The 24,088-nt window shown below is 74.9% G+C and carries 17 protein-coding genes; 4 read left to right on the top strand and 13 right to left on the bottom strand.

Annotated elements, in window-relative coordinates:
- Positions 1–72: 72 nt before the first annotated feature.
- Positions 73–939, top strand: coding sequence for an aldo/keto reductase (locus ACIQG9_RS10020; RefSeq protein ID WP_400399866.1), 867 nt, complete (start codon positions 73–75; stop codon positions 937–939).
- Between the two features lie 49 nt (positions 940–988).
- Here the strand turns inward: ACIQG9_RS10020 and ACIQG9_RS10015 are convergent, their stop codons facing one another.
- Positions 989–1,819 carry a lipase family alpha/beta hydrolase gene (locus tag ACIQG9_RS10015; RefSeq protein ID WP_400399864.1) on the bottom strand — a complete coding sequence of 277 codons (831 nt, stop codon included), beginning with the start codon at positions 1,817–1,819 and terminating at the stop codon, positions 989–991.
- 438 nt (positions 1,820–2,257) lie between these two features.
- Positions 2,258–3,262, bottom strand: a complete 1,005-nt coding sequence (locus tag ACIQG9_RS10010; protein ID WP_400399862.1) for a LysR family transcriptional regulator — start codon at positions 3,260–3,262, stop codon at positions 2,258–2,260.
- 121 nt (positions 3,263–3,383) lie between these two features.
- Between ACIQG9_RS10010 and ACIQG9_RS10005 the strand changes: the two genes are divergently transcribed.
- Positions 3,384–4,349: an FAD-dependent oxidoreductase gene (locus tag ACIQG9_RS10005; RefSeq protein ID WP_400399860.1), complete on the top strand. Its 966-nt coding sequence runs from the start codon at positions 3,384–3,386 to the stop codon at positions 4,347–4,349.
- A 133-nt stretch (positions 4,350–4,482) separates the two neighbouring features.
- On the opposite strand, the gene ACIQG9_RS10000 is transcribed toward ACIQG9_RS10005, so the two are convergent.
- From ACIQG9_RS10000 to ACIQG9_RS09985, 4 genes are all read right to left on the bottom strand, one after another.
- Positions 4,483–4,917, bottom strand: a complete 435-nt coding sequence (locus ACIQG9_RS10000; protein WP_400399858.1) for a hypothetical protein — start codon at positions 4,915–4,917, stop codon at positions 4,483–4,485.
- A gap of 234 nt (positions 4,918–5,151) precedes the next feature.
- On the bottom strand, positions 5,152–5,415 hold the full coding sequence (locus ACIQG9_RS09995) for a DUF6244 family protein (RefSeq protein WP_400399856.1): 264 nt from the start codon (positions 5,413–5,415) through the stop codon (positions 5,152–5,154).
- A 231-nt stretch (positions 5,416–5,646) separates the two neighbouring features.
- The gene (locus ACIQG9_RS09990) at positions 5,647–6,357 is read right to left on the bottom strand and encodes a hypothetical protein (RefSeq protein WP_400399854.1); all 711 of its coding nucleotides are present in this window, start codon (positions 6,355–6,357) and stop codon (positions 5,647–5,649) included.
- Complete coding sequence (locus ACIQG9_RS09985; RefSeq protein WP_400399852.1) at positions 6,358–8,988, bottom strand: FtsK/SpoIIIE domain-containing protein; 2,631 nt, start codon at positions 8,986–8,988, stop codon at positions 6,358–6,360. It abuts the gene before it with no gap.
- A 269-nt stretch (positions 8,989–9,257) separates the two neighbouring features.
- On the opposite strand from ACIQG9_RS09985, the gene ACIQG9_RS09980 reads away from it, so the two are divergent.
- Complete coding sequence (locus tag ACIQG9_RS09980; protein ID WP_400399850.1) at positions 9,258–10,796, top strand: M1 family metallopeptidase; 1,539 nt, start codon at positions 9,258–9,260, stop codon at positions 10,794–10,796.
- 112 nt (positions 10,797–10,908) lie between these two features.
- Here the strand turns inward: ACIQG9_RS09980 and ACIQG9_RS09975 are convergent, their stop codons facing one another.
- The 3 genes from ACIQG9_RS09975 to gltB all read right to left on the bottom strand — a co-directional run bounded on the left by ACIQG9_RS09975 (position 10,909) and on the right by gltB (position 17,766).
- Positions 10,909–11,430 (bottom strand): hypothetical protein, encoded by a 522-nt coding sequence (locus tag ACIQG9_RS09975; protein ID WP_400399848.1) that lies wholly within the window; start codon positions 11,428–11,430, stop codon positions 10,909–10,911.
- Positions 11,431–11,609: 179 nt separating this feature from the next.
- Positions 11,610–13,118, bottom strand: coding sequence for a glutamate synthase subunit beta (locus tag ACIQG9_RS09970; RefSeq protein WP_400399846.1), 1,509 nt, complete (start codon positions 13,116–13,118; stop codon positions 11,610–11,612).
- The gene (gltB, locus tag ACIQG9_RS09965; protein ID WP_400399844.1) at positions 13,111–17,766 is read right to left on the bottom strand and encodes a glutamate synthase large subunit; all 4,656 of its coding nucleotides are present in this window, start codon (positions 17,764–17,766) and stop codon (positions 13,111–13,113) included. Before gltB ends, ACIQG9_RS09970 begins: the two co-directional genes overlap by 8 nt.
- 147 nt (positions 17,767–17,913) lie before the next feature.
- Between gltB and ACIQG9_RS09960 the strand changes: the two genes are divergently transcribed.
- Positions 17,914–18,756 carry a GNAT family N-acetyltransferase gene (locus ACIQG9_RS09960; RefSeq protein WP_400399842.1) on the top strand — a complete coding sequence of 281 codons (843 nt, stop codon included), beginning with the start codon at positions 17,914–17,916 and terminating at the stop codon, positions 18,754–18,756.
- A 289-nt stretch (positions 18,757–19,045) separates the two neighbouring features.
- Here the strand turns inward: ACIQG9_RS09960 and ACIQG9_RS09955 are convergent, their stop codons facing one another.
- The 4 genes from ACIQG9_RS09955 to trpB form a co-directional block, all read right to left on the bottom strand.
- Positions 19,046–20,239, bottom strand: a complete 1,194-nt coding sequence (locus ACIQG9_RS09955) for an FAD-dependent oxidoreductase (RefSeq protein WP_400399840.1) — start codon at positions 20,237–20,239, stop codon at positions 19,046–19,048.
- A gap of 11 nt (positions 20,240–20,250) precedes the next feature.
- Positions 20,251–21,606 carry a prolipoprotein diacylglyceryl transferase gene (gene lgt, locus ACIQG9_RS09950; RefSeq protein ID WP_400399838.1) on the bottom strand — a complete coding sequence of 452 codons (1,356 nt, stop codon included), beginning with the start codon at positions 21,604–21,606 and terminating at the stop codon, positions 20,251–20,253.
- 354 nt (positions 21,607–21,960) lie between these two features.
- Positions 21,961–22,764 carry a tryptophan synthase subunit alpha gene (gene trpA, locus ACIQG9_RS09945; protein WP_400399836.1) on the bottom strand — a complete coding sequence of 268 codons (804 nt, stop codon included), beginning with the start codon at positions 22,762–22,764 and terminating at the stop codon, positions 21,961–21,963.
- Positions 22,765–22,840: 76 nt separating this feature from the next.
- Positions 22,841–24,073, bottom strand: coding sequence for a tryptophan synthase subunit beta (gene trpB / locus ACIQG9_RS09940; RefSeq protein ID WP_400399835.1), 1,233 nt, complete (start codon positions 24,071–24,073; stop codon positions 22,841–22,843).
- Positions 24,074–24,088: the final 15 nt, after the last annotated feature.

Here is a 24,088-nt window from a genome sequence, read left to right as displayed (position 1 = left end):
TTCCGGTGGACGTCGGTGGTCAGCGCACTAGATTTGCCGCTGACGGCGAGGCACAGGATCGGAGACCGGCTCATGGCGACCAGCACGCAGCCCGCGAAGGCATCGGGCACCTACCGGATCGGGGGCGACCTGCGGGTCGACCGGCTCGGCTACGGGGCCATGCAGATCACCGGGCCGGGGGTGTGGGGTGATCCGAAGGACCCGGCCGAGGCGGTCCGGGTGTTGCGCCGGGCGTACGAGCTGGGGGTGACCTTCATCGACACCGCCGACTCGTACGGGCCGTTCGTCTCGGAGCTGCTGATCAGGAAGGCGCTGCACCCGTACGCCGACGACCTGGTCATCGCGACCAAGGCCGGCCTGACCCGCTCCGGGCCGGGCGACTGGCGTCCGGTCGGCCGGCCGGAGTACCTGCGCCAGCAGTGCGAGCTGAGCCTGCGTCACCTGGGCCTGGAGTCCATCGGGCTGTACCAGCTTCACCGGATCGACGCGAAGGTGCCGCTGGAGGATCAGCTCGGCGAACTGGCCCTGCTCAGGCAGGAGGGCAAGATCCGGCACATCGGCCTGTCGGAGGTCACCGTCGAGCAGATCGAGGCGGCCCGGCGGATCACCCCGATCGCGTCCGTGCAGAACCTCTACAACCTGGCCGACCGCAGCGCCGAGAGCGTCGTCGACCACTGTGCGCGCCACGATCTGGCGTTCATCCCGTGGTTCCCGATCGCCACCGGCGACCTCGCCAGGCCGGGCGGCCCGCTGGACGCCATCTCCGCCGGGCACGGCGCGACGCCCGCGCAGCTCGCGCTGGCCTGGCTGCTGCGCCGCTCGCCGGTCATGCTCCCGATCCCGGGCACGTCCTCGGTGCGGCACCTGGAGGAGAACGTGGCCGCCGCGCAGGTGCAGCTCACCGACGACGAGTACGAGGCCCTGGCGAAGGCCGGCTGAGCCGGTACCGGGCGGGCGGGAGCATGACTCCCACCCGCCCGCCGGCGTCTCACAGGGCGAGGCAGTTGGGGCGGATCGCGGCGTCGGTGAGGGCCTGCCGGACCACCGTGTACGTGCTGCCGTCGAGGACGAGGCCCAGGTGGCCGACCACCCGTAGCGGGCACCACGCCTGGACCAGGACGTTGGTGGCGCCGTCGGCGAGGGTCGCGTTGTCGACCGGCCGGACGAGTTCGTCCTGGTTGGTACGGACGGTGGTCCAGCGCACCGCGCCGGGGGTGCCGTCGCCGGCGTTGAGGCCGGCGAGGAAGTCCGAACCGATGGACATCTGCTGGCAGGCGACGATGCCGGCGCAGCTTCCCAGGCCGACGACCTTCAGGATGTTGGCCACGTAGGTGCCCTGCTGGGGGCTGCCCAGGCTGATGTAGCGGGCGACCTTGTCGGTCCCGCCGAGGAACTTCACGTACCAGCGGGAGACCAGGCCGCCCTCGGAGTGGCCGACCAGGTCGACCCGGGCCGCCCCGGTGGCGGCGCGGACCTGGTCGACGTAGGTGGCGAAGGCGCGGGCGGAGTCGGTGATGTCGCCGAAGCCGAGGCCGGGTAGCTGGTAGACGTACACCCGGAAGCCGTCGGCGCGCAGCCGGGCGGCGATCGGCTCGTACGCGATGGAGACGCCGATCAGGCCGCCGACCACGATGACCGGGTTGGCGTTGGCGGCGACCCGGCTGGCCGCCGGGTCCGCGCCGGTGGTTGCGGCGGCGGTGGAGGCGGCGGTGGTGGGGGCCCGGTCGGCGCCGGGGGCGGGGGCGGCCCCGGCGGCGGTGGCCGGGACGAGCAGGGCGGCGGTGAGGGTGGTGGCGGCGAGGATCGTTCGGAGCAGCATGGCTGCACCTCCGGCGGGAGGTACCCGGGAGCCCGGGGACGGCGGGTGGGGGATCCGATCGATCGTGGAACGATGATGCGTGGCTAGTTTCACAGTCGTCAATGAAAAGTTACGCGCCGGTAACCTCTTGTCGCACCGGACGCACAAACCGGCCTACCGGACCGATGGAACAGCCCCAGCACCGCCGCGTCGTCACGGCGCAACGACAGCTCGGCCGTCAGCTTCTGCCCGGCGAGGGTGTAGGCGACCCGAGAGAACGTCGGATATCCGTCCGCTGACATCGCCCGTCGTTTCTCCCCGGCCGGCGGCGGACGCGGGGTGTCGTCCGGCACGGCGCCGGGCGGCCGGATGCCGGTCCCGGTGCACCTGCCGGTCAGTCGCGTCAGCTCGGGCCGGTGTGGTGGCTGGCCGGTCCGCGAGCCCCGGCGGGCCGCGTCGTCAGAGCGGTTCGGGTCGACCGGCGGCGAGGAGTGCGGCGAGGCGGCGTACCGCGGGGTTGGTGGTGCCCCGCCGCCAGGCGAGGGCGACGTCGACGGTGGGCTGCGGCGCGGTGAAGCGACGCAGTCGTACCCCGGGCACCTTCAACGCCCGGGCCCGGCCGGCGGGCACGGCCGCGACCACGTCGCCGCCGGCCACCGCGCGTAGCAACTGTTCGTCGTCGGGCTCCTGCCGGACCAGGTGGAAGCCGCCGTCGGGCCAGACCTGGGCGATGGTCCGGTCGAACATGCCGGGGCCGTTCTGCCGCGGCCACATCACCGCGGGCAGGCCGACCACCTCGGCCCGGCGCACGCGGCCCCGGCCGACCGCGAGCGGATGGCCCACCGGCACCGCCAGCAGCAGCTCCTCGCTGTCGACGGTCCGGCAGGTCAGGCCCGGTTCCGGCACCGGCGGGCGGACGAAGGCGGCGTCGAGCCGGCCGGCGAGCAGACCGGCCACGTTCGGCGCCGTCCAGCCGGTCTCGGGCACCACCTCCACCTCGGGGTGCGCCGCCCGGAAGCGGGCGACGAGCGCGTCCACCCGGCCACCCCGGGCCGAGCGGGTGTACGCCAGCCGGAGCCGGCCACCGCGCCCGCCGACCAGGTCCCGGATCCGGGCGGTGGCCGCGTCCACCTCGGCGAGCAGTCGGCGGGCCTCCCCGGCGACCTGCTCCCCCACCTCGGTCAGCGCGCAGCCGTGGCTGTCCCGGTGCAGCAGGGACACGCCGAGCTGCCGTTCGAGGGCCCGGATCTGCTGGCTGAGCGCCGGCTGGGCGATCCGCAACCGGACGGCGGCGCGGGTGAAGTGCAGCTCCTCGGCCAGCACCACGAAGTACCGCCACCGACGCAGGTCCCACCCGTCCCGGGGCAGGTCCCGCCCGTCTCGACCGGTGTCTGGCCGGTCCGTGTGCGGCCGGTCCGGGCCGGTGTGCGGCCGGTCCGGGTCTCCGGTCGGGGTCGCCGCCATCCGGCAAGCATAAGCGTCGCTTATCGCCGCCCGCCGATTCCGTCTTGGCCCGTCGGGTCCGGCCGGGGCGACGATCCAGGTGCGGCCACCCACGCCGGGCGGCATCGACGGGAGGTCGACGATGGACACGGACGTGCTGGTGGTCGGCGGCGGGATCATCGGGTTGACGGCGGCGGTACGGCTGCGGGAGCGGGGCGCGCGGGTGACCGTGCTCGCCGCCGACGAGCCCGGCGACACGGTCTCGGCGGTGGCCGCCGCCGTCTGGTATCCCACCCACACCGACGAGGACCCCCGGGTGCTGCGCTGGGCCACCGCGACCCACGCGGAGCTGGGCCGACAGGCCGAGGTGGGGGTGCCCGGGGTGGTGGCCCGGCCGACCCGGATGCTGCTGCGCCGGCCGTGGGCCGGCCCGCCGTGGTGGGCGGCGGCGACCGGCGACCTGGTCGCCCGGCCGGGCACCGGGCCGTACGCCACCGAGCTGCGGTTCACCGCGCCGACCGTGGAGATGCCGCCCTACCTGGACTGGCTGCGGGACCGGTTCACGCAGGCCGGCGGGCGGTTGCGGCACGGCCGGCTGGGCCGGCTCGGCGACGGTTTCACCTTCGCCCCGACGGTGGTCAACGCCACCGGACTGGCCGCCGGCCGGCTCGCCGACGACCCGGCCGTGCACCCGGTACGCGGACATCTGGTGCTGGTGGCGAACCCGGGCCTGACCACCTCGGTACGCGACGAGGAGAACCCGGCCGGAATCACCTACGTGCACCCGCGCCGGCACGACGTGGTGCTGGGCGGCACCTTCCAACCGGGCGAGTGGGACACCCGCCCCGACCCGGCCACCTCGGCGGCGATCCTCCACCGGTGCGTGGCGCTGGTGCCGGAGCTGGCCGACGCACCCGTACTCGGTGCACGGGTCGGGCTGCGGCCGGCCCGGCACGGCGGGCCGAGGGTGGCGGTGGAGGGCAGGCCGGGAGGGCGGCTGGTGCACGCGTACGGGCACGGGGGTGCGGGGGTGACGCTGTCATGGGGCTGCGCGGACGAGGTGGCCCGGTTGGCGCTCGACGACGAACGACCTGACAAGCGGCGATGACCTGGTCCCCGGCCGGTCCACGGCAGTTGTCCGCCTCGTTCGGCGACGACGCAGGCCCCGCCCCGCCGGTCCACCAGCAGCACCGGTCCGGCCGCACGCTACGGGCCGGCCGGTCCGGTGGCACGCGCTGCCGCTAGTGGACGGTGACGATCGAGTTCGCGATGCCGCGCACGGCGTCCCCGTCGTACCGCTCGGGGTCGGCCAGCAGGTCGACCCCGAGCCCGGGTGCGACCAGCCAGAACGCCTCACCGTCACCGACGAGACCGGCGCCCTCGCCGTGGGCGAACTCCGTCAACGACCATTCGGCGGGATCGCGCTCGTGGTACTCGGCCAGGAAGTCGCGCAGCTCGGCGAGCGTGGCCAGGCGTTCGCCGCGCAGGACGTGCACCCGCAGATCCACCCGGTAACCGTCGTCGACCGGGCGCTCCCACACCCGGGTGGAGAACCGGACGTCCTCCCACTCGGTGGCGAAGTCCGACACCTCCGGGCCGACCTGCTGCGGAAGGTGGCCGATGCGGAATCCGTCCAGCTCGCCACCGCCGGAGCCGGCGGCTGATCCGGCGGTCACCGGGCCGCCTCGATCGCAACCGCTCGCCGAGCTGTTTCCAGTCGCGAAGGATCACGGTGGACGGCGGCATCCGGGACGGACCTGACCAGGGGCTCCACCCGGTCGTCAATCTTCACGTCGGGACCTTTCCTCTCGAAGCTCCTGTCGTCGCCGAGCAACCGGTAGGGGCGATGACGGGCGCGGCGGACCGGAGGGGCATGGCTGGCTGGCGGGTCGCGCCACCTGCCCCCGTACTCAGTTTCCCAGGGCCTGGACCTTGGCGATCGTCTCCTGGACATGCTGCTTGGCGGGCTCGCCACCCTGGACGGCATGCGTCAACGCCTGCCGGTAGGCATCGATGATGCCGATCAGCGGGCCGGCGGCCACGCCCTCCAGCGCACCGGCGACGAGTTCCCGCGCCTCGGCGGCGTCCTGCGTTGCGGCGGCTGTCTTCGCCTTCGCCTCGTCGAGCTTCTGTGCCGCCGCCGTCAGCCGCGCGATCATCTGCGCTGCGCTCATCCGCCCTCCCCCTGGTCGCCCTGCGTGGGTCGGTCACGCCACCGCACCGGCGTCGACCACAAGGGAGCGTACGAGATCCGCGCACCCAAAGCGACCACGCGACCGGTCACCGTGATCGCGGCACGCGGCCCCCGTCACCCCCACCCACCCACCGGAACCACAGCGAAGTGGCCCCCGGAGAGGGCCGTTCCGCTCCAAGATCGGCTATCCGTGGCGGGCCGGCGGCGCGGATCAGCGCAGGAAGCGGATCAGCAGCAGGCTGGCGCAGTACGCCAACGGCACCAGCAGGGCGCAGATGACGAAGCCGAGCGGGACGTACCGGGGTGGGTCGGTGGTGGCCAGGGCGGGCCGTCCCCACCGTCCCAGCACCAGCCAGCCGGCGACGAAGGAGAGCACCGGCAGGCCGGCGCAGGTCAGCGCGCCGAGGGTCACGCCGCTGACCAGCCCAACGCCGTTGGCGACCACCAGCACCAGCATGACCAGTGCCCCGGCGGCGGCGCAGGTGACGTAGACGGCGACCGCCCGGGCGGTCGGTGACCAGGTGGGCAGCAGCTCGGGCCGTTGGGCCAGGGCCTCCGCCTGCTGGCCGAGCCGGTCCGCCTCGTCCACCAGCCGGCGGGCCTCCTCCAGCGCGACCGCCGGGTCGACGTCCACCCCGGCGTCGGCGACCGCGCCGGAGCCGAGCACCGAACCAGCACCCGGACCGGAGCCGGGGACGGTGGCGGGACCGGCGACGGCCGGGGCAGCTACCGCCGGCAGGCCGATCGCCGCGCCGAGCTGGTCGAGGCGCTGCTCCTGGGCGGCCAGCCGCTGGCCGAGCTGGGTGACCCCGGCGTGCAAAGCGCGGCGGCGCTCCGCCTCGGCGGCGGCACCCCGCTCCCCGTCCCGGATCCGGGCGGAGAGCTGGCGGACGGCCGCCGCGTACTCGTCGTAGCCGGACACTCAGCGCTCCTCCTCCTCGGGCCGGTACCCGGGGCGGACGAAGGGCACGATCAGCGCGGTGCGCTGGGCGTGCCGGTCGACCAGCAGGGCCCGGTCCGGGCGCGGGGTCCAGGCCAGGTCGGTCACCCCGAGGTGCAGCCCCAGGTCACCGGCGGGCACGTTCAGCGCCACCAGGCAGGCCACGTCGTCGCGGTTCTGGCTGCCGCCGAGGTCGTCGGCGAGTCGGCGCAGCCCGCGCCACCAGCCGAGCAGGTGCACCCCGTGGCCGGGGCCCTGGCGCAGCAGCGCGCGCAGGTCGTCGTGGCCCGAACGGTACGTGCCGGGGTCGCTGGCGGCGAGGGCCGCGCCGGCCGCGTCCACCCCGAAGACCACCAGGTACGTCCGGCCGCGCTCCCCCGGGCCGGCGACCAGCTCGCCGAGCCGCCGCCGCAGCCCGGCCGCGTCGACCTGGGTGACCGGGTGCCCGGCGGCCTTCAGCCCGGCCGCCGTGTCGTCGGCCAGGTCGTCGGCGGCGGCCACCAGCGAGGCCAGCACGAACTCGGCCGCACCGGGGACATGCTGACCGGCCAGGCTCAGCGCGCCGGCCCGCAGCACGTGCGCACCGGTCGCCGAGGTGCCCACCACGGCCAGGTGCCGGCCCGGTGTGCCGTCGAGTTCGCACCGGGCGGTCGTGCCGGCCACGTCGACCACCCGGCCGACCAGCACCGCCGGGCGGCGGGCCGCGGGCCGTGACGAGGCACCGCCCGCGCCGGCGCCGGTCGGTGCCAGGACCGCCGGCTCGTCCTCCAGGTGCGCGGTGGCGTACCCACGGAAGACGGCGGGCGGGCCGGCGTCGGCGGGCCGCCCGTCCCACATCTCGTAGCGCAGCCGGCCGATCTGCCGGGCGTCGGCGTGCGCGTCGGGGAAGCGCAGCAGGGTGTCCGCGCCCGGCGCACCGGCGGCGGTGTTGACCACCGCCGAACCGATCTCCGTCGCGCCGGTGACCAGGCCGCGCGGGCCGAGCACGGCCTCCCCGCCGGGCAGCGCCACCCGGAGCGCGAACTGCCCGAACAGCGACTCGGCCCGGCCGTACAGGGCCTCCACGCCGGTGGTGCTCTGGCTGGCCAGCACCAGGTGTACGCCGTACGAGCGGCCCTTGCGGGCCAGCTCCTCCAGCAGGTCGACGGCCTCCCGGGCCAGCCGGTCGTTGCCGGCGAAGAGCACGTGGAACTCGTCGATCACGGCTACCGTGCGGGGCACCGCCTCGGTGTCCGGCAGGTCGGCGAGCTTGGTCACCCCGTGCCGCTTGAACAGCCCGGCCCGCCGGCCCAGCTCCCGGCGCAGCTCCCGCAGCACGGCCAGGCCGTACTCGCGGTCGGACTCGACGCCGACGGCCCGGGCGTGCGGCAGGAAGGACGGGTCCCGCTCGGTGGGCACGAACTCGGTGAAGCTGACGCCCTCCTTGAAGTCGAGCAGCCAGAGCTGGAGTTCGGTCGGGGAGTAGCGGGCGGCCAGCCCGTACAGCACGTCGAGCAGGAAGACCGTCTTGCCGGCGCCGGTGCGTCCACCCACCAGCCAGTGCGGGGTGGCGTCGTCGAAGGCCAGGGTCACCGGGGTACGGCCGGCGCGGCCGACCACGGTCCGCAGGCCGGCGCGGGCGGACTCCGTCCAGCGCCGCTCGGGCAGCAGGTCGGCCACGTGCAGGGCGGCGTCCCGGCGGACGGCCGCGCCGAGCCGCCCGGCGAGCGCCCGAACGGCCGAGGCGGGCGGGTCGCCGTCGAGCAGCACCGGCACCGGCAGCCCGGTGCCGGTGGCGCTGAACGGCTGGCCCGGCGGGTCGCCGACGCGGGCGTAGCGTTCGTCGAGGCGTACCTCGGTGGTGCCGCCCAGCGGCGGCGGGGCCTGCCCGGACGGCGACGCGCGGTGGCCGGCGAGCAGCACGCAGACCCCGGCCCCCGGCCCGACGTGGGTGAGCGCGCCGAGCCGGGCCAGCTCACGCGGCGCAGGCGCGGAGGCGGCCACCACCAGCAGCAGCTCGTGCTCACCGGGGCCGGCCTGCTGGACGGTCCGGGCGTGCGCCTCGGCGGCGTCCAGCAGCGCGCCGATCTCCGCCTCGGTGGTGGCGGTGGCACCGAGCACCCCGGCGTCGCGCAGCGGGCGCAGCGGCAGGAAGGTGGCGCCCAGCGCGGCCGGGTCGATGCCGACCACCCGCACCGTGCCCGGCGCGGCGGTGGTGAGCAGCCGCAGCACCAGCACCCGCAGCAGCACCGCCACCCGGGGGTCCCGGGCGTCGGCGTCGACCGCCAGGTGCCGGCCCGCGCCGAGCGGCAGCAGCAGCGGGAAGCGACCGTCCGCCGTGGACGCCTCGCCGATCCGCACCGGTGCCGGCGCGCCGGTGGGCGCGCTGCCACCCGGGGATGCTCCGGTGTGGCCGGTGCCGGCGGAGGAGGCGTCGGCCCGGTCGGTGCCGCCGGGGGGTGGGGCGGCCAGCCCGTCGGCGAGCCGGGCGAGGCGGGCCACCAGGTCGGCGGTGCGTTCCGGTACGGGCTGGCCGGCCAGCCGGTCGAGCAACGTCCGGGCCGCCGCCCACCGCTGGCGGGCCTGCCGGTGCACGGCGACCGCCTGCCCGTACGCCGACGCGAGCCTGCCCACCCACTGCTCCCCACCGACGTTCGAACGGTCCAGGGAACCCTAACGCCCGTGGGGTTCCGGCGCACGGGCCGCCACCGGTCAGGCCGGGCGGCACCCGGGGTCCGGCACGTTGTCGGCCACTCCGCAGTGGAACACCTCGACCGGCTCGGCGGCGACGTCCGGCACCCGCGTCACCCGCAGCGCGGCGAGCGATGCCGGGCGGGGCGGACGCGCTCACCACCGTCGATTAGGTTGACGGAGCGAACACCCCAATGGAGGGAGTCCACCCCGTGCGACGCGTTTTCACGGCGGCCATCGCCGTCCTGACCGTCACCACCGCCGGCACCCTGGTGACCGGCGCCCCCGGCCGGGCCGACGCCCGACCGGGCAAGAGCCGGACGGTCCCGGCCTCGGCCGCGCCGAGACCCGGCAGCCCCGGTCTGGGCGACCCCTACTTCCCCGACTACGGCAACGGCGGCTACGACGTCGACCACTACGACGTGCGGCTGCGCTACGAGCCGGCCAGCGACCGGCTCACCGGCACCACCACCATCCTGGCGACTGCCACCCAGGACCTCTCCCGGTTCAACCTCGACTTCCTGCTCGACGTCGAGTCGGTACGGGTCAACGGCTGGACCGCCCGGTTCGCCCGGGAGGGCACCCACGAGCTGGTGGTGACCGCGCCGCGCGGGATCACCAACGGCCAGGCGATGACCGTCGTGGTGACGTACTCCGGCGTGCCGTCGGAGACCCTGGTCGACGGCTACACCGGCTGGACCCGCACCGACGACGGCGCGCTCGCCGTCAACGAGCCCGAGTCGTCCTGGTGGTGGTTCCCGGCCAACGACCACCCGCTGGACAAGGCCACCTGGGACATCTCGGTGTCGGTGCCCACCGGCGTCGAGGTGGTCAGCAACGGCGTCCAGCCCCGGGCCCCGCTGGCCGAGGCCGGCAACCGGACCCGGTGGAGCTGGCGCAGCACCAAGCCGGGCGCCACCTACCAGGCGTTCCTGGCCATCGGCCAGTACGACATCGTCACCGACACCGCGCCGAACGGGCAGCCGGTGGTGAACGCCTACAGCACCACGCTGGGCGAGCGGGGGCCCGCCGCACGGGCCAGCATCGAGCGGACCGCCGAGATCGTCGACTGGGAGAGCGGGATCTTCGGGCCGTACCCGTTCGAGGCGCAGGGCGGCGTGGCCGGGCCGGTCGACGGCATCGGCTTCGCCCTGGAGACGCAGACCCGCCCGGTGTACGGGCCCGGCTTCTGGCGGCGCGGCAGCAACACCTACGTGGTGGTGCACGAGAACGCCCACCAGTGGTTCGGCGACTCGGTCTCGGTGGCCGACTGGAGCAACATCTGGCTCAACGAGGGCTTCGCCTCGTACGCCGAGTGGCTCTGGTCGGAGGCGCAGGGCGAGGGCACCGCGCAGGAACTGTTCGACTTCACCTACGCCGACTACCCGGCCGACGACGAGTTCTGGCAGGTGTTGCCGGGCGACCCGGGTGCCGGCGCGGTCTTCGACGGGGCCGTCTACGACCGGGGTGCGATGGCGCTGCACCAGATCCGGCTGGCCGTCGGCGACGACGCGTTCTTCCGGATCCTGCCGGCCTGGACCGCCGAGCACCGGTACGGCAACGGCACCATCGCGCAGTTCCAGGCCCTCGCCGAGCGGATCTCCGGGCTCGACCTGGACCCGGTCCTCACCACCTGGCTGTTCACCGCCGGCCGCCCCACGCCGGCCAGCGCCGCCCGCACCGCGACCGTGCCGGCGCAGCCGAAGTCGTGGACCAGGATCCGCGAGGCGCACGAGCTGATGACGCACTGACCGGGCACCCGGTGCGGGTGCCCGCCCCACTTTTGGGGTGGGCGCCCGCACCGGCCGGCGGCAACGCGCCCCGACCGGCGGCCACGGCCGGCGTACCGACCCGGCCGTACGCTCAGGACGCCGGCACCGGGACCGACGGCGTCGCCGGGCCGGTGGCCGCCTCGATGGCCCGGATGTGCCGGTAGGCGAACCAGAGCGGCGGAAAGGCGCCGACCGCGAACGACAGGTCGACCAGCGTCCAGAACCACGGGATGTCGCGGAGCGGGCCGCAGATCAGCGCCAGCGGCACGATCCCGGCGCAGGCGATCAGGCCGAGCTGGACCACCCAGACGTTGCGTACCGGGTCGCGCAGCGGCCCCCAGAACGCCACCGCGAGCACCAGGTGGGCGAAGGCCAGCCAGTCGGTGCCGTAGCGCATGAACGGATAGCGGTCACCGGTCTCGACGAGTCCGGTGTGGACCGTCTCGATCCAGCCGACCAGGGCGGGGAACTGGCCGGCGAACGGGTCGGCCACCCGCGACAGCCAGCGCACCTCGATCTCCAGCGGAAACGCGGTCGCTCCGCTCAGGAACAGACCCAACAGCACCACCCACAGCCAGCGGCGGACCCGCCGCAGGCGTTCCTCGGTGTCCATGCCCGGAGCCTAGCGACGATCGTCCGCGCGGCCGGTCCCGGAACCGTCGAACCGGACCCCGAAGACCGTGCCCTCGCTCACCTTCCCCCACCCGACCCGGCTGCGGTGAGCTGAGGTTGGCGGCCCGAACTGCCGGGGTGGATACCGCCAACCTCACGATCGAACCGTCGGGGGTGGGGTCAGCGGGCGGCGAGGGGTTGGCGGGCCGGGTCGACCGGGGTGGGCAGGGCGCCGACACCGCCCAGGTGGGCGTGGATCGCGGCGGCGGCGGCCCGGCCCTCGGCGATCGCCCAGACGATCAGCGAGGCCCCCCGGTGCATGTCACCGGCGACGAAGACGCCGTCGGCGTCGGTCTGCCAGTCCGGGCGGGCGTCGACCGCGCCACGGGCGTTGCGGGCCACCCCGAGCTGGGTCAGCAGCGGCTGCTCCTCGGTGCCCTCGAAGCCGATGGCCAGCAGCACCAGGTCGGCCGGCAACTCCCGCTCCGAGCCGGGCAGCACGGTGACGACCCGCCGGCCGTCCCGCTTCTCCACCGTCACCTCGGCGATCCGGACGCCCTTCACCTGGCCGGTGCCGTCGTCCACGAACTCCTGCACCGCGACCGCGAAGACCCGCTCGCCGCCCTCCTCGTGCGCCGGGTAGTTACGCAGCACCCACGGCCAGGTCGGCCACGGGTCACGGGCGGCGTCCCGGTCCTGCGGCGGCTCCGGGTAGAGGTCGAGCTGGTGCACGCCGGCCGCCCCCTGCCGGTGGGCCACGCCCAGGCAGTCGGCGGCGGTGTCGCCACCACCGATGATCACCACGTGCTTGCCGGCCGCGTCGATCGGGGTGCCGTCCGGCAGGACGGCCAGCGCGGGCCGGCCGTCACCGGCCGCCGCCACCACCCGGTTGGCGGCGACCAGGTGGGTCATCGCCTGGTGTACGCCACGCAGCGCCCGGCCCGGCGTCTCCGGGGTGTCCCGGCCCTGCAACGCGCCGCAGGCCAGCAGCACCGCGTCGTGCTCGGCGCGCAACTGCCCGGCGGTGACGTCCACCCCGACGTGCACCCCGGTACGGAACCGGACGCCCTCGGCGGTGAGCTGGGCCAGCCGCCTGTCGATGTGCTGCTTCTCCAGCTTGAAGTCGGGAATGCCGTACCGGAGCAGGCCACCGATCGCGTCGTCCCGCTCGTACACGGTCACCGCGTGGCCGGCGCGGGCGAGCTGCTGGGCGGCGGCGAGCCCGGCGGGCCCGGAGCCGACCACCGCGACGGAGCGGCCGGTCGGCGCCGGCACCGGCCGGGGGCGCAGCCCGCCCCGGGCCACCGCCGCGTCGGCGATCTCCACCTCGACCTGCTTGATGGTGACCGGCTGCTGGCCGCCCAGACCGAGCACGCAGGCCGTCTCGCACGGCGCCGGGCAGAGCCGGCCGGTGAACTCGGGGAAGTTGTTGGTGGCGTGCAGCGACTCCACCGCGGCGTCCCAACCGCCGGTGCGGACCAGGTCGTTCCAATCCGGGATGCGGTTGCCCAGCGGGCAGCCGTCGTGGCAGAACGGGATGCCGCAGTCCATGCAGCGGGTGGCCTGCTCGCGGATCAGCTCCTCGCCCGCGGGCGGGTAGACCTCACGCCAGTCGGTGATCCGCACCGGCACCGGGCGGCGGGCCGGCAGCCGCCGGTTGTAGCGCAGGAAACCGTTCGGGTCAGGCACGAGCCACCTCCTGGGCCGCCACCCGCGGGGCGGGCGGCACCGACGCGGTCAGCGCAGACATGACCGCGTCGTCGACGTCGCGGCCGGCGGCTTCGGCGGCCTTCATGATCTCCATCACCCGGCGGTAGTCCCTCGGGACCACCACGGTGAACTCCCGCGCCGCGTCCGGCCAGCGGGTGAGCAGTGCCGCGCCGACCGCCGAGCCGGTCTCCGCGACGTGCCGTCGCACCAACTCGTGCAGCAGGTCGCGCTCGGCGTCCCGCAGCGGGGTCAGGTCGACCAGCTCCGCGTTGACCCGGTCGGTGTCCAGCCGGTGCACGTACGCCGTCCCGCCGGACATGCCGGCGGCGAAGTTGCGTCCGGTCTCACCGAGCACCACCACCGTGCCGCCGGTCATGTACTCGCAGCCGTGGTCGCCGACGCCCTCGACGACGGCCACCGCGCCGGAGTTGCGCACCGCGAAGCGCTCCCCCACCCGGCCGCGCAGGAACAGCTCGCCGCCGGTGGCCCCGTACAGGATGGTGTTGCCGGCGATGATCTGATCCTCGGCGCGCTGCCCGGCGGCGGCCTCGGCGGTGAGAAACGGCGCGGCGGCGTCCGGGCGGACGACGATCCGCCCGCCGGAGAGCCCCTTGCCGACGTAGTCGTTGGCGTCGCCGTGCAGGCGCAGGGTCACCCCGCGCGGCAGGAACGCGCCGAAGGACTGCCCGGCGGTGCCGCGCAGCACGAACTCGATCGTGTCGTCGGGCAGGCCGGCGCCGCCGAGGCGGCGGGTCACCTCGCCGCCGAGCATCGCGCCGACGCTGCGGTGCTCGTTGCGGACCGCCACCTCGACCCGGACCGGGCTGCCGTCGCGCAGCGCCGGCTGGGCCAGCGCGATCAGCTCGTTGTCCAGGGCCAGCTCCAGGCCGTGGTCCTGGGCCCGTACGCCACGGCGGGCGGCGCCCTCGGGCAGCTCCGGGGTGTGCAGGACGCGGCTCAGGTCCAGCCCGTGCGCCTTCCAGTGGTCGACCGCCGGGGCGATGTCGAGCAGCTCGGTCTGCCCGACCGCCTCGGCGATGCTGCGGAAACCCAGCTCGGCCAGGTAGCCCCGGACCTCCTCGGCGAGGAAGAGGAAGAAGTTCTCCACGAACTCCGGCCGGCCGGTGAACCGCTCGCGCAGCACCGGGTTCTGGGTGGCGATGCCGACCGGACAGGTGTCCAGGTGGCAGACCCGCATCATCACGCAGCCCTCGACGATCAGCGGGGCGGTGGCGAAACCGAACTCCTCCGCGCCGAGCAGCGCCGCGACCAGCACGTCCCGGCCGGTCTTGAGCTGCCCGTCGACCTGCACGGTGACCCGGTCACGGAGCTTGTTGAGCAGCAGGGTCTGCTGCGCCTCGGCCAGGCCCAGCTCCCACGGGGTGCCGGCGTGCTTGAGCGAGTTGAGCGGGGACGCGCCGGTGCCGCCGTCGTGGCCGGAGATCAGGATCACGTCGGCCTTGAGCTTGGCCACGCCGGCCGCGACGGTGCCCACCCCAACCTCGCTGACCAGCTTGACGTGCACCCGGGCGGCCGGGTTCACGCACTTGAGGTCGTGGACGAGCTGGGCGAGATCCTCGATGGAGTAGATGTCGTGGTGCGGCGGCGGGGAGATCAGGCCGACGCCCGGGGTGGCGTGCCGGGTCCGGGCGATCCACGGCCAGACCTTGTTGCCGGGGAGCTGCCCGCCCTCGCCGGGCTTCGCGCCCTGGGCCATCTTGATCTGGAGGTCGTCGGCGTTGACCAGGTACTCGCTGGTCACCCCGAACCGGCCGCTGGCGATCTGCTTGACCGCCGAGCGGCGGGCCGGGTCGTGCAGCCGGTCGACGTCCTCGCCGCCCTCGCCGGTGTTGGACTTGCCACCGAGCCGGTTCATCGCGATCGCCAGGGTCTCGTGCGCCTCCGCCGAGATCGACCCGTACGACATGGCGCCGGTGGCGAACCGCTTGACGATCTCGGTGGCCGGCTCGACCTCCTCGATCGGCACCGCCGGGCGCACCCCGGTACGCAGGGTGAACAGCCCGCGCAGCGAGCCGGCCCGCGCGGCCAGCTCGTCGACCTTGGCGGTGTACTGGCGGAACACGTCGTACTGGCGGCTGCGGGTGGCGTGCTGGAGCAGGAAGACCGTCTCCGGGTTGAACAGGTGCAGCTCGCCCTCGCGCCGCCACTGGTACTCGCCGCCGACCTCCAACCGGTCGGACGCGGGGACGCCCGGGGCCGGCCAGGCCAGCGAGTGCCGGGCGGCCACCTCGGCGTGGATCTCGTTCAGCCCGATGCCGCTGATGGTGCTCGGGGTGCCCCGGAAGTAGCGCTCGACCAGGCGGGTGTGCAGCCCGACCGCCTCGAAGACCTGCGCCCCGCAGTACGACGAGACCGTCGAGATGCCCATCTTGGACATGATCTTCAGGACGCCCTTGCCGAGCGCCTTGACGTAGTTGCGGACCGCCTTCCCCGGGTCCACCCCGACCAGCGTCCCGGTGGAGATCATGTCCTCCACCGACTCGAAGGCCAGGTAGGGGTTGACCGCCGCCGCGCCGTAGCCGATGAGCACCGCCGCGTGGTGCACCTCCCGGCAGTCGCCGGACTCGACGATCAGGGCCACCTGGGTCCGGGTCTGCTCCCGCACCAGGTGCTGGTGCACGGCGGCGGTGAGCAGCAGCGACGGGATCGGGGCGAGGTCGGCGTTGGAGTCCCGGTCGGACAGGACCAGGATCCGGACGCCGTCCTCGATCGCCTCGGACACGTGCCGGCAGATCTCGGTGAGCCGGGCCTTGATGCCGGCCCCGCCGTCGCGGACCCGGTAGAGCCCGGAGACCCGGACCGCCTTGAAGCCGGGCAGGTCGCCGTCCTCGTCGACGCAGAGCAGCTTCGCCAGCTCGTCGTTGTCGATCACCGGGTAGGGCAGGACGATCTGCCGGCAGCTCGCCGGCCCCGGGTCCAGCAGGTTGCCCTCCGGCCCGATGGTCGACGCCAGGCTGGTCACCAGTTCCTCCCGGATGGCGTCCAACGGCGGATTGGTGACCTGGGCGAAGAGCTGGTGGAAGTAGTCGTAGAGCAGCCGGGGCCGGGTCGACAGCGGCGAGATCGGGGTGTCGGTGCCCATCGAGCCGAGCGGCTCCGCGCCGCTGCGGGCCATCGGGGCGAGCAGGATCTTCAGCTCCTCCTCGGTGTAGCCGAAGGTCTGCTGCCGGCGGCGCACCGAGTCGTGGGTGTAGACCACGTGCTCGCGGGGCGGCAGCTCGTCCAGCGCGATCAGGCCGGCGTGCAGCCACTCGTCGTACGGCCGGGCGGCGGCCAGCTCGGTCTTGATCTCGTCGTCCGAGACGATCCGGCCGTTGACCGTGTCGACCAGGAACATCCGGCCGGGCTGGAGGCGACCCTTGGCCACCACCGTGGCCGGGTCGAGGTCGAGCACGCCCGCCTCGCTGCCCAGCACCACCAGGCCGTCGGCGGTACGCCACCAGCGGCCGGGCCGCAGGCCGTTGCGGTCCAGCACCGCGCCGACGATCTCGCCGTCGGTGAAGGCGACCGAGGCCGGGCCGTCCCACGGCTCCATCAGGCTGGCGTGGAACCGGTAGAACGCGCGCTTGTCCGGGCGCATGCCCGGGTCGTTCTCCCACGCCTCCGGAATCATCATCAGCACCGCGTGCGGCAGGCTCCGCCCGGCCAGGTGCAGCAGTTCGAGGACCTCGTCGAAGTTGGCCGAGTCGGAGGCGCCCGGGGTGCAGACCGGGAAGATCCGCCGGATGTTGCCGGGCAGGTCGGGGCTGCGCAGCAGCGCCTCGCGGGCCTGCATCCAGTTCCGGTTGCCGCGAATCGTGTTGATCTCGCCGTTGTGCGCGATGAACCGGTACGGATGGGCCAGCGGCCAGGACGGGAAGGTGTTGGTGGAGAACCGGGAGTGCACCAGCGCGATCGCGCTGTCGACCCGCTCGTCGGTCAACTCCGGGAAGTAGGCCGGGAGCTGGTCGGGGGTGAGCATGCCCTTCCAGGTCATGGTCCGCGCCGACAGCGACGGGAAGTACGCCGGGACGCCCCGCTCGGCGGTCTCCCGCTCGGCCTGCTTGCGGACGCAGAACGCCACCCGGTCGAGGTCGAGGCCGACCAGCGGGGAGCCGGCCGGTCCGGCCGGGGTGTCGGTGAGCCGGCGCGCGGCCAGGAAGAGCTGCCGGATCCGGGGCATCGCGGCCAGCGCCGTCTCGCCCAGCCCGCCGGGGTCGGTCGGGACGTCCCGCCAGCCGAGCACCTCGGCCCCCTCGACCAGGGCGTACTTCTCCACCACCTGGCGGGCCCGGGACTCGGCGGCGTCCTCGTCGGGGAGGAAGACCAGGCCGGTGGCGTACTGGCCGGCCGGCGGCAGGGGGAAGTCCACCACCGCGCGCAGGAACGCGTCCGGCACCTGGATCAGGATGCCCGCGCCGTCCCCGGTGTTGTGTTCGGCGCCCCGGGCACCGCGATGGTCCAGCCGGCAGAGCGCACCGAGACCGTTCGCCACCACCGCGTGGGAGCGCCGCCCGTGCAGGTCGGCGACGAAGGCCACCCCACACGCGTCGTGCTCGTGCGCCGGGTCGTAGAGACCGGTCGCGGACGGCGCCGGTTGCGGGCTGTGCGGGTACGGAAAGGCCACCGGGTCTCCTGTCGTCACTCAGGTTCGATCATGGTCGGGACGACGTCGGCCCTTTGGCGGTCTATTGAGTCTACGTTAGGGCGACCCTGGCAAGGCCAGTGCAGATTGATCACACCTTCCAGACTCTGGGACGTGTAGTCTCGCGCGGTGGATTCCGCACACCGCCACCTGTTCGCCCGGTTGGAACGCTTCTACGACGCGGTGCCCCGCGATGCCGCCCGGCCCGAGGAACACGGCGCTCTGGTGCTCTTCGTCCGGGACGGCGACGGTTGGCCGTTCTACGCCCGACCCCGGCTCGACGCCACCGAGCCCCCGTCACTCGCCGACGTCAACGTGGTACGGGAGCGGCAGCGCGAACTGGGCCAGCCGGAAACCTTCGAGTGGGTGCACGAGACCACCCCGGAGCTACTCGCCACGGCCCGCGCGGCCGGGCTGAGCGTGCTGGAGGCGCCACTGCTGGTGCTCGACCCGTCCACGCTGCCCGACCCGGCGACGCTCACCGACGTACGGCTGCGGATGCTGGCCCCGGACGCGCCCGGCTTCGCGCTCGACGTGGCCGCCCGGCGAGCGGTCGCCGCGGTCGGGTTCTCCGCCGCCGGCACCGCGCGCAGCGAGGCCGGCCCGGCGCAGCGGGACGCCGCGCTGACCGAGCTGGACGTGGCCGCGCTGGACGAGGAGCGGGCCCGGATCGCCGACGGACGGCGGCTGTCGGCGGTGGCCGAGACGCCCGCCGAGGGCGTGCTGGCCAGCGGGATGGCGATGCGGGTCGGCGACGTCGCCGAGATCGCCGGGGTGGCCACCCTGCCGGCCGCCCGCCGCCGGGGGCTCGCCGCGGCGGTCACCGCCACCCTCGCCCGCGCCCTGCTCGACGCCGGCACCGACCTGGTGTTCCTGTCGGCCGGCAGCGAGGAGATCGCCCGGGTCTACCTACGGGTCGGTTTCCGCCGCATCGGCACCGCCTGCATCGCCGAACCCACCGCCCTCATCTGACCCCCGGCCGCCCGTGTCGCCCCCGGCCGTGTCGATCCGCCCCGCCTGTGTCGATCAAGAGGTTTACGTCATGGGGCCGCAGGGCGGCTGACACAAACTTCTTGATCACCACCAGAGGGGCGCAGCCGGCCGGGGCGGGCGCAACGGACCGGGACCGGCCAGGCCGGGGACCGGCCAGGCCGGGGACCGGCCAGGCCGGGGACCGGCCAGACCGGGAGCCAGCCAGGCCGGGAGCCAGCCAGGCCGGGAGATGGGCAGGGTCGGGGTGGGCGTGCGGGGGGGGGTGGGGTTAGGTGGTGGGTGGGGGGCGCCATTGGGCGGCTGTCGCAGCCGCGCCGGAGAGCAGGCGGGGGCTGATCGTGCCGAGGGCGGCGTCGCGGGCCCGCAGGGCCAGCCGGCCCCGGGTCTGCAACACCGCCGACATCCGGCGGGTCTGCCGGACCACGGTGGCCGCGCGGGGGCGCCGCAGCCGGTCGTACGCCTGGACGGCGTCGGGCAGCCGGGACTCGCGCAGCAGCGACGCCAGGGTGGCCGCGTCCTCGAAGGCCAGGCAGGCGCCCTGCCCGAGATGCGGCGGCATGGCGTGCGCGGCGTCACCGAGCAGCACCACCCCGCCCGGCCCGGCCGGGAAGCCGTACGACCGGGGCAGCGGGCGCAGCTCGCGTACCTCCTGCTGCACCAGGTCGTCCGGCTCGGTGGCGGCCAGCAGCTCGCCGATCGGCGCGGGCCAGCCGGCGTACCAGCGCTTGAGCAGGGCGAGCTGGGTCTCCGGCGGCTCCGGCCGGGGCGCGCCGGCGGCGGTCGCCACCCAGTAGATGCCGCCCCGGCGGGACGCGCCGGAGGAACCGCGCTCACCGAGCGAGGCGGCCACGAACCGGTAGCCGGCGCCCAGCACCTCACCGCCGACCGGCTGGTCGGCGGGCAGCCGGGGTGCCCGGTACCAGGGGATCACCGCCCGCCAGGCGGCACAGCCGGAGCTGACCACGGCGGCCTCCGGGGCGAGCTGGCGACGCAGCACGCTCTCCGCACCGTCGGCGGCGACGACCAGGTCCGCCTCGACGAACTGTCGGCCGACACCCACTCCGGGCCGCTCGCCGGCGGTGGACCGGACGGTGTCCACCGCCGCGCCGGTACGCAGCTCGACCCGGTCGCCGAGGCCGGCGATGAGGGCGTCGTGCAGGTCCTCCCGGTGCACCACCACCGGCATCCGGTCGGCCGGGGTGGGGCGGGGCTGCACCAGCCAGTGACCGTCGGGGCGGCGTATCCCGGCGTCGGGCAGCGGGGTGGCGATGGCGTCCAGGCCGGCGCCGAGGCCGAGCGCCTGGAGCGCGCGTACCCCGTTGGGCCAGAGCACCACGGCGGTGGGGTCGGGGCGGACCCGGTCGGCCCGCTCCAGCAGGGTGACCTGCCACCCCGAGCGGGCCAGCGCGCCGGCCACCGCCAGCCCGCCGAGTCCGGCGCCGACCACCACCGCGCTGCGCATGCCGCGCCCGCTCAGCTATCCCGGTCGGCGGGTCGGGCACCGGCGGCGCCGGCCCGGTCGGCCCGCCCCGCCGCGTCGGCGCTCGCGCCGCCGGCGGGCTCGCCGCTGGTCGTCCCGGCCGGCTCCGCGCCCGCGTCGGCCACCGGAGCGTCGTCGGCGGATGACCGGTCGCCGGTGCTCGGCCCGGCGTCAGGGCCAGGAGCGTCGTCGGTGCTCGGCCCGTCGTCGGCGGCCCGCCCGTCGTCGGTGCCGGGAGCCTCGTCGGTGCCGGGAGCGTCGTCGGTGCCGGGAGCGTCGTCGGTGCCGGGAGCGTCGTCGGTGCCGGGAGCGTCGTCGGTGCCGGGAGCGTCGGGCACCGCGCCGGTCTCCCGGTACGCGGTGAACTGCTCCTCGCTGACCACCCGGTAGCCCTCCGGGGCGACCGCCGCCGGCCCCTCGCCGGTACGGGAGAGGTCGACCTGGGAGACGTCGCCGCCGGCCGGCGGGACCGGCACGGCGGGGGCGTTCACCGGGATCAGGTACTCGCGGGGGCCACGGACCCGCAGGAAGTAGATCAACCCGCCGAGGAAGACCAGGCCGGCGGTCCAGACGTTGAGCCGTACGCCGAGGATCTGGTTCGCCTCGTCGGTGCGCATCAGCTCGATCCAGAACCGGCCGGCGGTGTAGCCCATCACGTAGAGCGCGAAGGCCCGGCCACGGCCCAGCTTGAACCGGCGGTCCAGGGCGAACACCAGGCCGGCGACGCCGAGGTTCCACAGCGCCTCGTAGGCGAAGGTCGGGTGGTGGAGGCCCGGTTCCAGGATGGGCTGGTTGGCGTCGTCACGCAGCGCGTGGCCGGGATTGTCCGGGTCCATCCGGTGGATCTGCAGGCCCCACGGCAGGGTGGTCCGCCCGCCGTACAGCTCGTTGTTGAACCAGTTGCCGAACCGGCCGACCGCCTGGGCCAACGGCAGGCCCGGGGCCAGGGCGTCGGCGACCACCGCGAACGGGATGCCGAGCTGCCGGGCGGCGATCCAGGCGCCGAGCGCGCCTCCGGCGACCGCGCCCCAGATGCCGAGGCCGCCCTCCCAGATGGCGAACGCCTTCCACGGGTCGCCACCGGTGCCGAAGTACTTCTCCGGTGAGGTGATGACGTGGTAGATCCGGGCGCCGATGATGCCGGTCGGGACCGCCCACACCGCGATGTCGAGCACCGCGCCGGGGGCGACACCCCGCTGGCGCAGTCGGCGCTCGGTCACCAGGCAGGCGACCACGATGCCGGCGACGATGCAGAGGGCGTACGCCCGGATCGGCACCGGCCCGAGCTGCCAGACGGCGGTCGTCGGGCTGGGCAGCGCCGCCAGGGGCGTCATCGAGGCGAGGGTCACGGGTGCAGAGGCTACCGCTGCGGACCCCCGTTGTGGCACCCCGGTCCGGTCAGACCTGCCCCGACCGACCGCCCACCCCGCCCGGGCCCGCCCGAATCGCCGAGCCGGCGGGGCGGCGGGGCGGCGCCAGTGGGGCGAGGTGGCGGTATCCCGCGCTGCGGACACCGCCACCTCGCCCATCCGGGTTGATCCACCCGATCTGCCCGGCCGGCAAGCGGCGGGCGAGCGGCGGGCGAGCGGCGAACGGCGGGCCGCCGGCGAGCGCTCGGCGAGCGGCGGGCGACCAGCAGACCAGCAGGCCGGCGCCCGACGAGCGACCAGCGGCAGGGCGGTGGGCCCGCACCGGGTGGGCGGTCAGCGGGCCGGGTTGCGGACGCCCTCGGCGAGTTCGGCGGAGAGGGCGCGCAGGGCGGTCAGGCCGGTGTCGAGGTCCGGGACGTCCAGCAGGCAACGGACCAGCGCGCTGCCCACGATCACCCCGTCGGCGTACCCGGCGACCGTGGCCGCCTGGGCGCCGGTGCCGACGCCGAGCCCGACGCCGACCGGCAGGTCGGTCACCTCCCGCAGCCGGGACACCAGCACCGGTGCGGCGTCGGAGGTCGAGGACCGGGCCCCGGTGACCCCCATGATGGCGGTGGCGTAGACGAAGCCCCGGCAGTGCCCGACGGTCATCCGCAGCCGGGCGTCGGTGGACGACGGGGAGACCAGGAACGTCCGGTCCAGCCCGTGCGCCTCCGAGGCGGCCAGCCACTCGCCGGCCTCCTCGGGGATCAGGTCGGGGGTGATCAGGCCGGTGCCGCCGGCGGCGGCCAGGTCGCGGGCGAACGCGTCCACCCCGTACTGCTCGATCGGGTTCCAGTAGGTCATGGTGACCACCGGCGCGCCGGTGGCGGCGACCGCCTCGACGATGCGCAGCGTGTCGGCGGTGCGGACGCCGCCGGCCAGGGCGATGTCGCTGGCCTTCTGGATCACCGGGCCGTCCATCACCGGGTCCGAGTAGGGGATCTCCACCTCGATGACGTCCACCCCCGCCTCGACCATCGCGGTCATCGCGGCGATGCTGCCCTCGACGGTGGGGAACCCGGCCGGCATGCAGCCGACCAGTACGGCCCGCCCGTCGGCGCGGGCCTTGTCGAAGGCGACGCCGATCCGGCTCACGCCGCCACCTCCGCCCGGTCGACGCCGGCCGGCACCTGGGCCGCGCGAAGCCCGATGACTCGCTCGCTCACGACGCTCACTCCTTGTCGAGGATGCCGAAGTACTCGCCGGCGGTGTGCACGTCCTTGTCACCCCGGCCGGAGAGGTTGACCACGATGACCGGTTCCCGGCCCAGCTCGGCGGTGAGCTGCGGGGCGATCGTCAACGCGCCGGCGAGGGCGTGCGCGCTCTCGATCGCCGGGATGATCCCCTCGGTACGGCAGAGCAGCTCGAACGCGGCCATCGCCTCGGCGTCGGTCACCGGCAGGTAGCGGGCCCGGCCGGTGTCGTGCAGCCAGGCGTGCTCCGGGCCGACGCCCGGGTAGTCGAGCCCGGCCGAGATCGAGTGCGACTCGACGGTCTGGCCGTCGGCGTCCTGGAGCACGTACGTGCGGGTGCCGTGCAGCACCCCGGCGCTGCCGCCGGTGATGCTGGCCGCGTGCCGGCCGGTCTCCACCCCGTCGCCGCCGGCCTCGAAGCCGTACAGCCGGACGTCGGGGTCGGGCGCGAAGGCGTGGAAGATGCCCAGCGCGTTGGAGCCGCCGCCGACGCAGGCCGCGACGGCGTCCGGCAGCGCGCCGGTCAGGTCGAGGCACTGCGCCCGGGCCTCCTCGCCGATGCCGCGCACGAAGTCCCGGACCAGCTCCGGGAACGGGTGTGGGCCGGCGGCGGTGCCGATCAGGTAATGGGTGTCGTCGACGTTGGCGACCCAGTCTCGCATCGCCTCGTTCATCGCGTCCTTGAGGGTGCGCGAGCCGGTGGTGACCGGGACGACGGTGGCCCCGAGCATCCGCATCCGGGCCACGTTGAGCGCCTGCCGCCGGGTGTCGACCTCGCCCATGTAGACCACGCACTCGAGGTCGAACAGGGCGGCGGCGGTGGCGGTGGCGACCCCGTGCTGGCCGGCGCCGGTCTCGGCGATCACCCGGGTCTTGCCCATCCGCCTGGTGAGCAGCGCCTGGCCGAGCACGTTGCGGATCTTGTGGGCGCCGGTGTGGTTGAGGTCCTCCCGCTTGAGCAGGATCCGGGCGCCGGCCGACGCGGAGAACCGCCGCGCGGCGTACAGCGGTGACGGGGTGCCGGCGTAGTCGCGCAGCAGGGCGGCGAACTCGGCGAGGAACACCTCGTCGGTCATCGCCTTGCGGTACGCGGCGTCCAGCTCGTCGAGCGCCGCGACCAGTGCCTCCGGGACGAACCGCCCGCCGAACCGGCCGAAGTGTCCGGCGGCGTCGGGAAGCTGGCCGGCCGGAGCCGACACGTTGGCGCTCATCGCGATGTCCTCTCG

The organism is Micromonospora sp. NPDC092111 (genome assembly GCF_044755745.1).
Classification (GTDB): domain Bacteria; phylum Actinomycetota; class Actinomycetes; order Mycobacteriales; family Micromonosporaceae; genus Micromonospora.
The sequence above is the reverse complement of the archived record's forward strand: the minus strand, read 5'-3'. Positions and strand labels throughout refer to the sequence as shown.

Excerpts from the sequence above, each read along its gene's own strand:
- trpB (WP_400399835.1), bottom strand. The coding sequence starts at position 24,073 with ATGAGCGCCAACGTGTCGGCTCCGGCCGGCCAGCTTCCCGACGCCGCC.
- ACIQG9_RS10015 (WP_400399864.1), bottom strand. The coding sequence starts at position 1,819 with ATGCTGCTCCGAACGATCCTCGCCGCCACCACCCTCACCGCCGCCCTG.
- ACIQG9_RS10005 (WP_400399860.1), top strand. The coding sequence starts at position 3,384 with ATGGACACGGACGTGCTGGTGGTCGGCGGCGGGATCATCGGGTTGACG.
- ACIQG9_RS09955 (WP_400399840.1), bottom strand. The coding sequence starts at position 20,239 with ATGCGCAGCGCGGTGGTGGTCGGCGCCGGACTCGGCGGGCTGGCGGTG.
- ACIQG9_RS09975 (WP_400399848.1), bottom strand. The coding sequence starts at position 11,430 with ATGGACACCGAGGAACGCCTGCGGCGGGTCCGCCGCTGGCTGTGGGTG.
- ACIQG9_RS09995 (WP_400399856.1), bottom strand. The coding sequence starts at position 5,415 with ATGAGCGCAGCGCAGATGATCGCGCGGCTGACGGCGGCGGCACAGAAG.
- ACIQG9_RS10020 (WP_400399866.1), top strand. The coding sequence starts at position 73 with ATGGCGACCAGCACGCAGCCCGCGAAGGCATCGGGCACCTACCGGATC.
- ACIQG9_RS10010 (WP_400399862.1), bottom strand. The coding sequence starts at position 3,262 with ATGGCGGCGACCCCGACCGGAGACCCGGACCGGCCGCACACCGGCCCG.